The following is a 15286-nucleotide window of genomic DNA, read 5'->3' on the forward strand; positions in this document are numbered from 1 at the left end:
GACCAGGGAAAGCAAAGCGGTCAAATCGGGGTAAGTTGATATACGGCGAGGGTAAAACATGAGGAACCGCGTCCTTCAGGCTGAAGGGCGCGGTAAATAAAAGATTATTTCTTCTTGGCGTACTTGAGTGAATCCAGCGCAACCGCAAAGATGATGATGCCGCCCTTGATGATGTACTGCCAGTAGGGGTTAACCCCGATATAGGTCAAGCCGTAGTTGATCACAGTGAAGATGATCACCCCGGTCACCACCCCCAACACCGTTCCTACCCCACCGGCAAACGACACCCCACCCACCACGCAGGCAGCTATCGCATCCAGCTCATACATAAAGCCGAGGTTGTTGGTGGCACTGCCGATACGGCCAGCCTCCAGCAGCCCACCGAAGGCATAGAACACCCCGGACAACGCATAGATCATAATCAGGTTCAGCGGGACGTTAACGCCGGAGACTTTGGCCGCTTCCGGGTTGCCACCGATGGCGAAGATGTTTTTGCCAAAGCGGGTTTTATTCCACAGGATCCAGACAAAGATAATCGCAATAATGGCGTAGAAGGTAATGTACGACAGCTTGAAGTCCCCAAAGCGCAGGAACCCCTGAGCAAACGTGGAGAATTTCGGATCAAAGCCCGCTACCGGTGAAGCCCCCACGGAATCGTAATACAGCGAGTTGATGCCGTAGACGATAATCATGGTACCCAAGGTGGTAATAAACGGCGTCACGTTGAGGTAGGCGATAATCAGGCCGTTCACCAGACCAATCACCGCACCTATCGCACACACCAGCAGGATCACCAGCGGGATCGACCAGGTTTCCATGTGCGGGAACACTTTATTGACGTTATCCATCGATTGCAGCAAGGTCGCGGCTACCACCGCCGCCAGCCCCACCTGCCGCCCGGCAGAAAGGTCGGTCCCTTGTGTCACGATCAGCCCAGCCACGCCCAGAGCAATAATGATGCGCACCGAAGATTGGGTCAGGATGTTACTCAGGTTCATCAGGCTTAAAAACGTCGGATCCTGAATAATGATAATTGCCAGCAGCACCAGCAATACCACGTAAATGCCACTTTCTTTAAAGTAAGTGAACAAGGTTTTTTTATTAAGCGCGTTCATAATCACGATCCTTAAAGATGCAAGGAGGCTAATCGCAATATTTCATTTTGCGAGGTCTGTTTAGTATTCACAATGCCCGCAACCTGACCATTACTCATCACAAGTATTCTGTCGGTAATTCCCAAAAGCTCCGGCATTTCGGAAGAGATAATAATGATCCCCTTGCCCTTCTTCGCCAACTCGGTTATCAACTGATAAATTTCAAACTTGGCACCCACGTCGATACCGCGCGTCGGTTCATCCAGCATCAGAATTTCCGGCTGTGTCAGCAGCCAACGGCCGATAATCACCTTTTGCTGATTACCACCAGAAAGCGACCCGATATTGGTGCGATGGCCCGGCGTTTTCACCCGCATGGCGTCGATCACCCATTGGGTGTCGCTTTTCATCCGCGCATTATCCAGCAGGCCCACTTTATTTTTGTAATTACGAATATTAGAAATCAGCGAGTTAAAACCAATATCCAGATAGGCATAAATGCCGGTTGAGCGGCGCTCTTCCGTCACCAGCGCAAAACCGTGGTTAATGGCTTCATTCGCACTGTGATTATTGATGCTTTTGCCGTGCAGTTTAATGGTGCCAGCCACTTTCTCGCGGATACCAAACAGGGTTTCCACGATATCGGTACGTTTGGCGCCCACCAACCCGGCAATCCCCAGGATCTCGCCCTTGTGCAGATCAAAAGAGATATCACGGATCGAAGGTTGACGCAGCGAGGTCAGGTTTTTCACCTCCAGAATCACCTCTCCCGGCGTATTCTGGCGATCGGGGAACCGCTGGCTCAGCGAACGGCCAACCATCATCGAAATGATCTTGTCCATGTCCAGCCCTTCCAGCGGCTGGGTGATAATCCACTGGCCATCGCGCAGAATGGTGATTTCATCACACAGCTGGAAAATCTCTTCCATCTTATGGGAGATATAAACAATGCCGCAGCCACGATCTTTTAATTTACGGATAATGGTGAACAGGTGATTGACCTCTTTCTCTGTTAATGAAGAGGTCGGCTCATCCATAATCACGATCTTGGCGTTATACGAGAAGGCTTTGGCAATTTCGATCATCTGCATCTGGGATACCGACAGCGTGCCCACTTTAGCGCGCGGATCGATATCAATATCCAGTTCGTCGAAGATGGCCTTGGTGTCTTTATACATTTTGTCCTGATCGACAAACAGGCCTTTGGTCGGATACCGCCCCAGCCACATGTTGTCCATCACGGTGCGTTGCAGAACCAGGTTTAGCTCCTGATGCACCATAGATACGCCGTGTTCCAGCGCCTCTTTAGAACTCTTGAAATCTATTTCCTGCCCCTGGAACAGAATAGTGCCGGAATCTTTTTTATAAATGCCAAACAGACATTTTAATAATGTTGATTTACCTGCGCCATTTTCCCCCATCAACGCATGAATGGAGTGTGGACGCACGCGCAGATTAACATTATCCAATGCCTTAACGCCGGGAAATGACTTACTGATATCGGCCATTTCCAACAGCCACTCACGAGAGTTATCGGCCATAAATATACCTGGATTTTCTAATAATGAATTCCCCGCCGGGAAGCGGCGGGGTCATTGCATCGCAATGTGCTTATTTAACAAACTGAGACAGATTGTCTTTATCTACACCCACGTAAGGAATACGCACGACTTTGTTTTCAATCTTGTATTGGGTGCCGTCTGCCGCTGGCTTGCCCGCAGCCAGGTTTTTCGCCAGCACGAAGGTGGCTTTTGCCTGGTTGTCAGCATCGTTCAGCACGGTACCGGCCATCGCGCCCGATTTCACCATCGCCAGCGCTTCTGGCAATGCGTCTACGCCAAATACCGGAATGCTGGCTTTGTTATGCGCTTTCAGAGCTTCAACAGCGCCCATCGCCATCGCATCGTTGTTGGCGATCACCACTTCGATCTTGTTGGCATTCGGGCCAGACAGCCAGGCATCCATCTTGTCTTTGGCCTGGGCGGTGTCCCACATCGCGGTATCCATCTGCAACTGCTGAGTTTTGTAGCCTTTCTCATTCAGCGTTTTAACCACGTAAGTGGTACGTGCTTCCGCATCTGGGTGGCCCGGTTCGCCTTTCAACAGCACATATTGAATCTGGCCGTCTTTGTTCAGATCCCAGTTCGGGCTGGCTTTCCAGTGCTTGGCAATCAGTTCGCCCTGGATCACACCGGATTCTTTAGAATCGGTACCGACGTAATAGGCTTTGTCGTAGCTGTCCAACGCTTTACGGGACGGTTCTTTGTTGTAGAACACTACCGGGATATCGTTAGCACGCGCTTTATCAATCACTACCGGGGCTGCGGCCGGATCCACCAGGTTGATCGCCAGCGCTTTAACCCCTTTGGCAATCAGCACGTCAATCTGATCGTTCTGCTTGGATTGGTCATTCTGCGAGTCATTCATTAACAGCGTGACGTCCGGAGACGCCTTGGCATCTTTTTCAATGGCTTTGCGCACTACCGACATAAAGTTGTCGTCGTATTTATAAATGGTGACACCAATACGAGTTTCTGCGTGAGCGACTGCGCCAAACATCATGCTTGCGGCCAGCGCGGCCAGGGTGAAAACCTTCTTATTCATTGTCTGTCTCCGGTTTATATAGGGTCGTACTTGGTATTAGAGCCATACCTGTCATACAAGAAGTTGCAACGGTACTAGCGGCAACTTCACGTACTTTGGTTATAGAGCATAGACAGCGCGATGTTAATATTCTGTGAATTTTCTCACAAATTGAAAACGGTTACACAACGCTAAATGTTTAGAGAGTGACCGCCGCCTCACTTTGCCACGGGGCCACAGAATGGCGGCGCACCAGCGTCGGCATGAAAATATGCGAGGTTTGTGGCTCCAGCAACCCGGCAGCACCTTTCAGCGCCAGTTCGGTGGCCAAGGTAGCCATGGAAACAATGGGATAGCGGATGGTCGTCAGCTTTGGGCTGGTGTAACGCGCGATGGGAATATCATCGAATCCCACCAGTGAGAAATGCTGCGGCACCGTGATACCGTTTTCTTTCAATACCGCCATGGCCCCGGCGGCCATCGCATCGTTGTAGGCAAAAACCGCGCTCAGGTGCAGGTTGCGGCCAAGCAGTTCCACCATCGCCGCTTCGCCCCCCTGCAAATCGGGTGAACCATAGGCACGCCAACTGTCCAGCGGGGAAATACCTGCGGCGGCCATGGCCTGACTGTAGCCTTGCTGTCGCAGCGGGCCGTCTTCGATCGGATGATTGGACCCCAGATAGCCAATGCGCTGATGACCCTGTGACAGCAGCAGACGCAGCGCCATCTCGGCTCCAAACACATTATCCAGCCCCACACAGCGGTGCTCGTAGCCTGTTATCACCCTGTTAATCAGCACCATACCCGGTACCTGATCCATAAAGGCGATCAGTTCCGCATCGCTCAACGCTTTTGCGTGCACAATCAGAGCATTACATCGCTGGCGGATTAACACCTCAATCGCATGGCGTTCTTTATCCGCCTGATGATAGCTATTACCAATCAGCAAGTATTTCTGGTTTTGCTGCGCCACAGTGTCTACCGCTTTCACTAAGGCACCAAAAAATGGATCGGAGACATCCATCACCACCACACCAAGCGTATCACTGCTCTGCGTGGCCAGCGCCTGTGCGTTAGCATTTGGCCGATAACCCAATTCCGCAACCGCCTGCAACACCTGCTCACGCGTCTTGGGGCTAGTCAGGGCGCTGTTATTGAGCACCCGTGAAACGGTCGCCACAGAAACACCTGCACGCTTCGCGACGTCGCGAATGGTGATCGGATGGACAGAATTCATGGAGCATCCTGGAGTCGGGAAAGTTGATAATGACGCTATCCTACCCCGTTTGAGATCCTCCTCAGCGTGAATTACGTCACAGGAAAGAAAACGTTTACATACATTTTTTTAACCTACCTGCGCCAGATCTCAATTTGCTTTCTGCTGAGCCTGCTCACCGGCAGCCAAAACCGTCAGCCTACGCCACAGCCATTCCATCGGGCCCTGCGTGAAGTAACGCAACCAGAGGTTGGAAAACAACAGGTTAGCCAGCCAAACCAGCGGGACAAACGCCAGGAGCTGCAAGCGATCAAACTGCTGGTAGAGGCCAAAACGGTAAAATAGCGTGGTGCAGATCAGCGTTTGCAACAGGTAATTACTCAGCGCCATGCGCCCAACCTGCGCCAACCAATGGCTGATACGCGAGCGAGAAAAGGTGGGCCAAAAACCATAAACCAGGGCCAGATAGCCAACTGCCTGCAATGACGAGCCTAATTCACGCGGCACCTGCAACAGGAAACCGCTCCAGCGATAATCCCAGTTCAGATGCCACTGTAGCGCCACCCCCGGCAGTTGGATCAACAATGAAAGCGGTATCATCCAAGCGGCCAAGCGCCGATAGTGAGAAGGGGTATACCTGTTCCGCAACCAACCGCTGCGCATCAACCCCGCGCCAAACAGCATCAAACCGGCCAGTTGCCAGCCATACTGTGCGCCAATCGCCAACAGGCTGGAGGAAAGCAAATCCAGGCGGCTACGCCAGGCCTCCACGCCCCCTTGCAGCTTCCAGAACTTCTCATACTGCAATTGCGCCACGCCCGGCTGCCAGAAATTGCCCGGCTCACCGTGCGACATAAACCCCAACAGCAGCAACACCGCAACGCCGATCAAATACAGCACTGCACCGGTTTTCAATAGCGTAATGGTATCTTTGGCGTCGCGAATCATGCGCCAGCACACTAGGCCAATCAGCCCATAGGCCAGCAGAATGTCACCATCCCACAGGAAAATCGCATGCCCCAAGCCAAACAGCACCAGCCACGACAGGCGAGCGCGTATCCACACTTTGCCGCGGTGCAGCAGCAGTTGTAGACCCGCCCCAAACAACAGGGCAAACATCGCTAAAAATTTGGCTTGAGCAAACAGATCCAGCAACGCCCAGGTCCAGGCATCGCGCGCTGAAGGGATCCCAAGAAAAGCCGGATTGAGATAGGCCGCTTTCGGCAGGCCAAACGCGCTGATATTCATCAGCAGAATGCCGAGAATGGCGATACCCCGTGCACAGTCCAAGGTCGCAATACGCGGCAGCGGTGCTGTTTCATGATGATTCATTTTATACCGCTGTATTCTGATCGTTAAAAAGGCGCCCTCAGGCGCCTGTTCTCTTCGTTACCAACGCATCCATCAACTCTGATGGCGCACCGCGCGCAGAAACTCCTGGCGGGTGATCTGGCTGGACTTGAACAGCCCCCCCAGAGAAGTGGTGGTCGTGGCGCTGGTCGCATCGCGGATCCCGCGTGCCTTAACACAATAATGGACCGCATCAATCGATACCGCCACGTTATTCGTACCGAGCAAGGTTTGCAGCGCCACCAGGATCTGCTGGGTCAAACGCTCCTGCACCTGCGGGCGCTGCGCGAAAAACTGCACAATACGGTTGATTTTCGACAGACCAATCACCGCGTCTTTCGGAATATAGGCCACCGTCGCTTTGCCATCGATGGTCACAAAATGGTGCTCACAGGTGCTGGTCAGCGTGATATCACGCACCGTGACCATTTCATCCACCTTCATTTTGTTCTCAATGACGGTGATTTTCGGGAAGTTGGCGTAGTCCAGGCCGGAGAAAATCTCATCAACATACATTTTCGCAATGCGATGCGGCGTTTCTGCCAGACTGTCATCGGACAGATCAAGATTCAGCAACTTCATGATTTCCGTCATGTGCTGTTTGATGCGGCTTTTACGCGTTTCTCGATCCAGCATTTCCCCGCACAATGGGGTTTCCAGGCCACGGGCTTCAAGCGCAGCGTGAACCAGTGCAGCTTCATTACTTAACGATGTCATGGGTATCTATCTCCAGCAGGCGGCTCCGACAATGCCTGTTATGCCGATAACTAGCAGATTTGCGGTGTCTCATTTTTTTAACTACCAGGTTCAGATGCGCTATAGCGTGAGCCCGGTCAAGATTTTCACCCACTCTAGATGAGAGTGAGACGTTTATCCAGTGATTGTGTTTCATGATTGCGTGAAATATCCGCATGCCGCCTGGGCAGGCTGGCTGCGGCTACTCCCTTTTTTTTGTATGGATTTCACTCAGCCTCATACCGATTTACGCACACTGCTTCGCGCAGGGGTATTAATGACCAGCAAGCCAGCGATCACCAACCCCACCACCGCCACATACAGCGCAGGCTCCAACCGTTGGGTCAGCGCGGTTGAAACCGCCGACAGCATTGGGCCAACCAGTTGGCCAATCGCATAGCCGGTGGTTAATAACCCCGCCATGTAACGCGCATGGTGAGGAGCCAGTTCCCTGCCATGTTGGATGGAAAGCTGTACCACGCTGAGAAAACCACCGCCGGTAAATAGCGCACCCAGCACTAATCCGATCACACCCGGTACCACTTCGGCACATAACACCCCTAACGCCTGTACCCACAAAGTGATCGCCAGCCGGGTCTGCGTGGTGAACTTATGGCGGGTTAGAATGCCGATGACAATCCCCAGCACCGCCGCGCCACCAAAAATCGGCCAGACAAACTGGGCAAACAGGCTGCCGGGGAAACGCACCGCTGCCATCTGCGAAAGAAAGGTGGCAGGCAGGATGTAACCAAATCCGGCCAGGCTGTAGCTCCACACCAGCCGCTTCAATGCCGGAGTCAACACCAGCGGTTCCGGTGCGGTATCCGGGCGGTGCAGATCCCCGGTTCGTGGCAGATTAACGCTGATGGCTGCCACCAGCACCAAGGCCAGCACGCCGTACACCAGCCAAGCCTGCGCGGCGCTCAGCGCTAGGCTGTGGATCGCCACCGCCAGCATGCCGCTGATAAAAATGCCAGCTCCCGGCCCGGCAAACACGGCGGCGCTCAACGCCGGGCGGCCATAGTGCGCCAACCGTTCGTTGGTCCATGCCGCCACCAGCACCATCGACCAACCGCTGGCCCAGCCAATCACCAGGCGCACCGCACCGTGCCACCACACGCCCTCCACCACAGCGGACAACAGGGTGAGGATCACCACGCCCCAGACGCCGAGCCACAGGCGGCGCTCCACGTGGCGGCTGGTGCGCATGGCATCAAAAGCGCCGCACAGATAGCCTAAATAGTTTAACGCCGCCACCAGCCCGGCTCCGGTCAGGGTAAACTGCTGTTCAGCAATCATCAGCGGCACCTGCGGCGTGAAGGCAAAGCGTCCAATCCCCATCGTCACAACTAAGGCTATAAAGCCACTCAACGCAATTCTTAACGCCATCTGCGCGTCCTGATTGTTAGAAGAAAGTTGCGACTATCATGCAGCAGGATTAAACTCACAAAAACTGAATAATACTCACAAAGTTCATCACAAAAAGAGAAGGTTATGGATCTGACCCAACTGCGCATGTTTTGCAGCGTGGCCGAAACCGGCTCCGTCGCCCGTGCCGCCGAGCAGTTGCATCGCGTGCCGTCGAACCTGACCACGCGTTTGCGCCAGCTCGAGCAGGAACTGGGTACCGATCTGTTCATTCGTGAAAAACAACGCCTGCGTCTGTCGCCAATGGGCCATAATTTTCTCTGTTATGCCCAGCGTATTCTGGCGCTGAGCGAAGAAGCGATGAGCATCACCCACGCCGGGGAACCAGCGGGCAACTTTGCCTTGGGTTCGATGGAAAGCACCGCCGCCACCCGCCTGCCCGGCTTGCTGGCAGCCTATCACCAGCGCTTTCCGCAGGCCGCGCTTTCGCTGACCACCGGCACCTCCGGCGAGATCATCGAGCGGGTACGCGCGGGCACGCTGGCGGCGGCGTTGGTGGATGGCCCATTGCAGCACGCTGAACTGAACGGCTGCATCGCTTTCCCGGAACGCATGGTGATGATTTCCAGCCTGGACCATGCCCCGATTGAAAACGCGCACGATGCCAAAGGGGCAACCCTGTTCGCCTTCCGCGCTAGCTGCTCTTACCGCTTGCGGCTGGAGTCCTGGTTCAAGCACAGCGGCGCTATGCCAGGCCAGATCATGGAGATCCAGTCCTATCACGCCATGCTGGCCTGCGTGGCCAGCGGTGCCGGGCTGGCGATGATCCCGCATTCGGTGCTTAATCTGTTACCGGGCTTCGAGCGGGTGAAAGTGCATCCGTTACCGGCAGAAATTGCTGAAACCGCCACCTGGTTATTGTGGCGGCGCGATGCGTTCGGGCCCAACGTCCGCGCATTGAAAGAACTGATAATTGAACAGGCTGAAACGATGGCCACTAAAAATACTGAGGAGAAGTAGGATGAAGATGATCAAAACCCGCGCGGCCGTGGCCTGGGGCCCGAATCAGCCGCTGACAATCGAAGAAGTCGATCTGATGCCACCGCAGAAAGGCGAAGTGCTGGTGCGGATCGTCGCCACCGGTGTTTGCCACACCGATGCCTATACGCTGTCTGGCAAGGATCCTGAAGGGGTATTCCCGGCGATCCTCGGCCACGAAGGCGGTGGCATCGTGGAAGCGATCGGTGAAGGCGTGACCAGCGTGGCCGTCGGCGATCACGTGATCCCGCTCTACACCCCGGAATGCGGCGAGTGCAAATTCTGTAAATCCGGCAAAACCAACCTGTGCCAGGCGATCCGCGCCACCCAGGGCAAAGGTTTGATGCCAGACGGCACCACTCGCTTCTTCAAAGACGGCAAGCCGATTTTCCACTATATGGGCACTTCCACCTTCGCGGAACGCACCGTAGTGCCAGAAATTTCGCTGGCCAAAATCAGCAAAGAAGCGCCGCTGGAAGAGGTCTGCCTGCTGGGCTGCGGCGTCACCACCGGTATGGGTGCGGTACTCAACACCGCCAAAGTGAAAGCGGGCGACACCGTAGCAATTTTCGGCCTGGGCGGCATCGGCCTTTCGGCGATTATCGGCGCTCAGATGGCCGGTGCAAGCCGCATCATCGGTGTCGATATCAACACCAGTAAGTTTGAACTGGCGCGTAAGCTGGGCGCTACCGATCTGATCAATCCAAAAGATTACAGCAAACCGATTCAGGAAGTGATCGTTGAGCTGACCGACGGCGGCGTTGATTTCTCCTTCGAATGCATCGGTAACGTCAACGTGATGCGTTCGGCGCTGGAGTGCTGCCATAAAGGCTGGGGCGAGTCGGTAATTATCGGCGTCGCCGGTGCCGGTGAAGAGATCGCAACCCGTCCATTCCAACTGGTGACTGGCCGCGTCTGGCGCGGTTCCGCTTTCGGTGGCGTAAAAGGCCGCAGCCAGTTGCCCGGCATTGTGCAGCGCTATATGGACGGCGAATTTGCCCTGAATGACTTTATCACCCACACCATGGGGTTAGAGCAGATCAACGACGCCTTCGATTTAATGCATGAAGGTAAATCGATCCGTTCAGTGATCCATTTTGATAAATAAGCCAGGAGGCAGAGAGATGAGCACGTCATTAGAACTTCTCGAAGAGCACCGCATGTTCGGTGGCTGGCAACAACGTTACCGCCACGCGGCGCAGAGCCTGAATTGCAACATGACTTTCAGCATCTATCTGCCACCGCCGCGCGATGATAATCCACCGCCGGTGCTGTATTGGCTGTCTGGGCTGACCTGCAACGATGAAAACTTTACGCTGAAGGCGGGTGCCCAACGCATTGCTGCCGAACTGGGTTTGGTGTTAGTGATGCCCGACACCAGCCCGCGCGGCGACGAAGTACCCAATGACCCAGGTTACGATCTGGGCCAAGGGGCCGGTTTTTATCTCAACGCGACCCAGGCCCCTTGGGATCGACACTTTCGCATGTATGATTACATCAGCGATGAGTTGCCCGCGCTGATTCAGCAGCACTTCAGCATCAGCGATCGTCAGTCAATCTTCGGCCATTCGATGGGCGGCCACGGCGCGTTGATAATGGCATTGCGTAATCCACGGCGCTTCCGTTCCGTATCGGCCTTTGCGCCGATTGTTAACCCTTGTCAGGTTCCGTGGGGGCGCAAAGCCTTTGCCGCTTACCTGGGGGATGACGAAAGCCAGTGGTTGCAGTACGACAGTTGCCACCTGCTGGCAAACGGTGCAGAAAAACTGCCTATTCTGGTGGATCAGGGGGATGGCGATCAGTTCCTGGCAGATCAACTGCAACCGGCGAAGCTGGCCGAACTGGCGCGCCAGCTCAACTGGCCGCTGACGTTGCGCACCCAGCCGGGCTACGATCACAGCTATTTCACTATTGCTACCTTTGTCGAAGATCACCTGCGCTTCCACGCCGAGCATCTGTTCCGCTGATTGTTTCGATTGTTTGTGGCTGCGCCTGCGGCCACAAACAGCGATTCCTCCTGTGTTACCGGGCAGAACCCCATTTGTGATCCTCTTCGCTTTACCTACCTGAACGCCTTTACAACCGGATCTTTGCCCTTCATGTTACCCCACATCATGAACGCGTAACATTTTCAGCCAAGGTATCCTCATGAATCCTGTTGATATTCCGTCTGCTCCTGCCTCATTAGCCTCGATCCTTGCCCGGCGCGACTGGGAAAACCCGGCCAGCACCCACTACAGCCGCTTACCTGCACATCCGCCGTTTGCCAGTTGGCGTGACGAACAACAGGCGAGATACGATCATCCTTCAGCACAGCGAACCTTGCTCAACGGCGCCTGGAAATTCAGCTATTTCACGCGGCCAGAAGCCGTACCAGAACAGTGGTTGCAGCAAGATCTGAACGATGCCGATACGCTACAGGTGCCCTCTAACTGGCAGATGGCCGGTTACGACGTGCCGATCTACACCAACGTCACCTACCCGATCCCGGTCACACCGCCATTTGTGCCGCAACAGAACCCTACCGGCTGTTACTCGCTCACCTTTGAGGTAGCCGAAGCCTGGCTGCAACAGGGGCAGACGCGAGTTATTTTCGACGGCGTCAATTCAGCGTTCTATTTGTGGTGTAACGGTATCTGGATCGGTTATTCACAAGACAGCCGCCTGCCCGCCGAGTTTGATTTGAGCCACGCGTTACGGCCCGGTGAAAACCGCCTGGCGGTGATGGTGCTGCGCTGGAGCGATGGCAGCTATCTGGAAGATCAGGACATGTGGCGCATGAGCGGCATCTTCCGCGATGTCAGCCTGTTGCATAAGCCAAGCTGCCATTTGAGCGATATTCAGTTGCGCACCCATCTGGCCCCCGGTTTTTATCATGCCGAACTGGAGGCGCTGGTGCAGGTTCAATCGCCAGCGGCGGGCTGCTCGGTACGAGTTCAGTTGTGGCAGGGTGACCAGTTGACTGCCGTACACCAGCAGCCATTGGGAAGTGAAATTATTGACGAACGCGGCTGTTATGACGATCGCACCACCCTGCGTTTGCCGGTTGCACAGCCCGCACTGTGGAGTGCCGAACAGCCTCACCTGTATCGCGCCGTGGTTTCCTTGCTGGCGGACGACGATTCATTGATTGAGGCGGAAGCCTATGACGTCGGTTTCCGCCAAGTCGAGATCAGCGACGGCCTGCTGAAGGTCAATGGCAAGCCCATTCTGATACGCGGCACCAACCGCCATGAACATCACCCGGAACAGGGGCAGGTGATGGATGAAGCCACCATGTTGCAGGATATCCTGCTGATGAAGCGGCATAACTTCAACGCGGTACGCTGTTCGCACTATCCTAACCATCCGCTTTGGTATCGGTTGTGCGATCGTTACGGTCTGTACGTGGTGGATGAAGCCAATATCGAAACCCACGGCATGCAGCCGATGAACCGCCTGACGGACGATCCGGTATGGTTCCCGGCCCTGAGCGAGCGCGTCACGCGTATGGTGCAGCGCGATCGCAACCATCCCTGCATTATCATCTGGTCATTAGGCAATGAATCCGGCCACGGCAACGCGCATGATGCCCTGTACCGCTGGATCAAGAGCAGCGACCCAACACGCCCGGTGCAGTACGAAGGTGGCGGTGCCGATACTGCGGCCACCGACATTGTCTGCCCGATGTACGCTCGTGTGGATCAAGACCAGCCCTTCCCGCAGGTGCCGAAGTGGTCGATCAAAAAATGGATCGGCCTGCCGAATGAGCATCGTCCGCTGATCCTGTGTGAATATGCCCACGCCATGGGCAACAGCTTCGGCGGTTTTGATCGCTACTGGCAGGCATTCCGTAAACACCCGCGCTTGCAGGGTGGCTTTGTCTGGGACTGGGTGGATCAGGCGCTGACTAAAACCGGCGAAGACGGCGTGCGTTACTGGGCCTACGGCGGTGATTTCGGCGATACCCCTAACGATCGTCAGTTCTGCATGAACGGCCTGGTGTTCCCGGACCGCTCTCCTCATCCTGCGCTGTATGAAGCACAGCGCGCGCAGCAGTTTTTCCAATTTCAGCATCATCCAGAAGCGCCGCTGACCCTTGATATCACCAGCGAATACCAGTTCCGCCCTACCGATAACGAGCAACTGTTCTGGCGGCTGGAGCTGGATGGGCAGTGCATCGCGCAAGGCGATCGGTTGCTGGACATCCCACCGCAGGGCACCCAACGGCTGGTGCTGGGTGAGATGCCGCAGGTGCAAGGCAAGGGTGAGCTGTGGCTGAATGTTGAAGTCCGCCAGCCAAAGGCAACGGCCTGGGCCGACGCTGGCCACCGCTGCGCCTGGGATCAGTGGCGCTTACCGCACGCGCTGGCGCTGCCTAATGTCAGCCCTGGCCCACTGCCGCAGTTAGTCACTCATCCGGATATGGTTGAAATCACCCATGGCCAGCAGCGCTGGCAGTTTTGCACTACCCGCGGTTGCCTGATCCAATGGTGGCGTGATGGTGAGCCACAGTTATTGACCCCGTTACAGGACCAGTTTATTCGCGCACCGCTGGATAATGACATTGGTGTCAGCGAAGCGACGCGTATCGATCCCAACGCCTGGGTAGAGCGCTGGAAAAAAGCCGGTATGTACGCGTTGGAAAGCCAACTGCTGTCATTTAGCGCCGATGCCTTTGGGCATGGCGTGCAGATCTCAACGGTGCACAGCTACAGCAGCCAGCAACAGCCGCTGTTTATCAGCCGCAAAAACTATCTGCTTGATAGTGATGGGAAACTGCATATCAGCGTGGATGTTGATGTCGCCTGGGGTGTACCTGCACCTGCGCGCATCGGGTTGACCTGCCAGTTGGCAGAAACCGCCGCACCGGTTGAATGGCTGGGCCTGGGGCCGCACGAGAACTACCCGGATCGCCAGCTATCAGCGCAACAAGGGCGCTGGGCGCTGCCGTTACCTGCGTTGCACACGCCGTATATCTTCCCCAGCGAAAACGGCCTGCGCTGTGATACACGCCGGTTAACCTTTGGCCGCTGGCAGTGGCAGGGCCGTTTCCACTTTGGCCTGAGCCGTTACAGCCAGCAGCAACTGATGGATACTACCCATCAGCATTTATTGCGCGAAGAAGCCGGTACCTGGCTCAACCTGGACGGTTTCCACATGGGCGTTGGCGGTGATGACTCCTGGAGCCCCAGCGTCAGCCCTGACTTTCTGCTGACGGCGAGCCACTACCATTATAAGGTTACTTGGATGCAGCAATAACCTTCTGTGCCGCCTGCTTCTGGGCGGCACTTCACCCCGGAACCACGCGCCTGATTTGGCAAACTACTGTCTCCACCACTACCCTAGCAAGCTTTCAACTCAACGCTATTTCTCGATCCAGCTCAACAACATCGCCGCACTGGCGATCACGTTAATATTCGAGATATAACCGTCATAACGATTATTGATTGCTGACAGTTGATTGTTAAAGTGGTCGTTCTCTGCCGTCAGCACATCCAGCAGCGTGCGCGTACCCAGGTTGTACCACTGATCGTAAAACATCTGCCTCACGCGATCCGTTTCTGCCGACAGCCGATCAAAATCATCCGCGCGCATAAACGAAGAGTCACGCGTCTGCACCAGATTATTGATCTGATATTCCAAATCGCGATACGCCACTTCATATTGTTGCTGGGCACCGTTGGCTTTAGCACGCGCCGCCATCTGCGCCGCCGTCTGCGAACCCCCGCTGAACGCATTCCACTGCACATTCAGCCCGGTATACCAACCGGTTTCATCACCATTGATATCTTTGGCCGTATTCTTGGACACCACCCAGTTCAACTGCGGTAGCCCCGACGACTTGATGCTCTCCGCTTCATACTCTGCGGCCTTGGCCTGTGCCTGCAATTTCAGCAGGTTCGGGTTCTTGGTCAACGAG

Annotated in this window: 12 protein-coding genes; 4 read left to right on the forward strand and 8 right to left on the reverse strand. The window is 55.2% G+C overall.

The genetic code is table 11. The features are described from left to right. Positions 1-104 precede the first annotated feature (104 nt). From mglC to AC2A1E_RS21690, 7 genes are all read right to left on the reverse strand, one after another. Positions 105-1115, reverse strand: coding sequence for a galactose/methyl galactoside ABC transporter permease MglC (mglC, locus tag AC2A1E_RS21660; RefSeq protein WP_459399193.1), 1011 nt, complete (start codon positions 1113-1115; stop codon positions 105-107). 11 nt (positions 1116-1126) lie between these two features. Beyond that, positions 1127-2635, reverse strand: coding sequence for a galactose/methyl galactoside ABC transporter ATP-binding protein MglA (gene mglA / locus AC2A1E_RS21665; RefSeq protein WP_484385458.1), 1509 nt, complete (start codon positions 2633-2635; stop codon positions 1127-1129). A gap of 70 nt (positions 2636-2705) precedes the next feature. Beyond that, a complete protein-coding gene (mglB, locus tag AC2A1E_RS21670) occupies positions 2706-3698 on the reverse strand; it encodes a galactose/glucose ABC transporter substrate-binding protein MglB (protein WP_484385459.1) in 993 nt (330 codons plus the stop codon). A gap of 178 nt (positions 3699-3876) precedes the next feature. Beyond that, a complete protein-coding gene (galS, locus tag AC2A1E_RS21675; protein WP_484385460.1) occupies positions 3877-4914 on the reverse strand; it encodes an HTH-type transcriptional regulator GalS in 1038 nt (345 codons plus the stop codon). 129 nt (positions 4915-5043) lie between these two features. After that, positions 5044-6225: a DUF418 domain-containing protein YeiB gene (gene yeiB, locus AC2A1E_RS21680; protein WP_484385461.1), complete on the reverse strand. Its 1182-nt coding sequence runs from the start codon at positions 6223-6225 to the stop codon at positions 5044-5046. A 72-nt stretch (positions 6226-6297) separates the two neighbouring features. Continuing rightward, positions 6298-6960 (reverse strand): GTP cyclohydrolase I FolE, encoded by a 663-nt coding sequence (gene folE, locus AC2A1E_RS21685; protein WP_473190684.1) that lies wholly within the window; start codon positions 6958-6960, stop codon positions 6298-6300. A 255-nt stretch (positions 6961-7215) separates the two neighbouring features. After that, positions 7216-8367, reverse strand: a complete 1152-nt coding sequence (locus AC2A1E_RS21690) for a YbfB/YjiJ family MFS transporter (protein WP_484385462.1) — start codon at positions 8365-8367, stop codon at positions 7216-7218. A gap of 105 nt (positions 8368-8472) precedes the next feature. Between AC2A1E_RS21690 and ptrR the strand changes: the two genes are divergently transcribed. From ptrR to AC2A1E_RS21710, 4 genes are all read left to right on the forward strand, one after another. Next, complete coding sequence (gene ptrR / locus AC2A1E_RS21695) at positions 8473-9366, forward strand: putrescine utilization regulator PtrR (protein ID WP_484385463.1); 894 nt, start codon at positions 8473-8475, stop codon at positions 9364-9366. Between the two features lies 1 nt (position 9367). Then, complete coding sequence (locus AC2A1E_RS21700) at positions 9368-10492, forward strand: S-(hydroxymethyl)glutathione dehydrogenase/class III alcohol dehydrogenase (RefSeq protein ID WP_484385464.1); 1125 nt, start codon at positions 9368-9370, stop codon at positions 10490-10492. 16 nt (positions 10493-10508) lie between these two features. Next, positions 10509-11351: an S-formylglutathione hydrolase gene (gene fghA / locus AC2A1E_RS21705; protein ID WP_484385465.1), complete on the forward strand. Its 843-nt coding sequence runs from the start codon at positions 10509-10511 to the stop codon at positions 11349-11351. A 196-nt stretch (positions 11352-11547) separates the two neighbouring features. After that, positions 11548-14625: a beta-galactosidase gene (locus tag AC2A1E_RS21710; protein ID WP_484385467.1), complete on the forward strand. Its 3078-nt coding sequence runs from the start codon at positions 11548-11550 to the stop codon at positions 14623-14625. A gap of 105 nt (positions 14626-14730) precedes the next feature. Here the strand turns inward: AC2A1E_RS21710 and AC2A1E_RS21715 are convergent. After that, the coding region (locus AC2A1E_RS21715) for a TolC family protein (RefSeq protein ID WP_484385466.1) at positions 14731-15286 on the reverse strand (556 nt) is incomplete at its 5' end.

It is taken from the genome of Serratia sp. HNCC26DJ206, assembly GCF_057180605.1.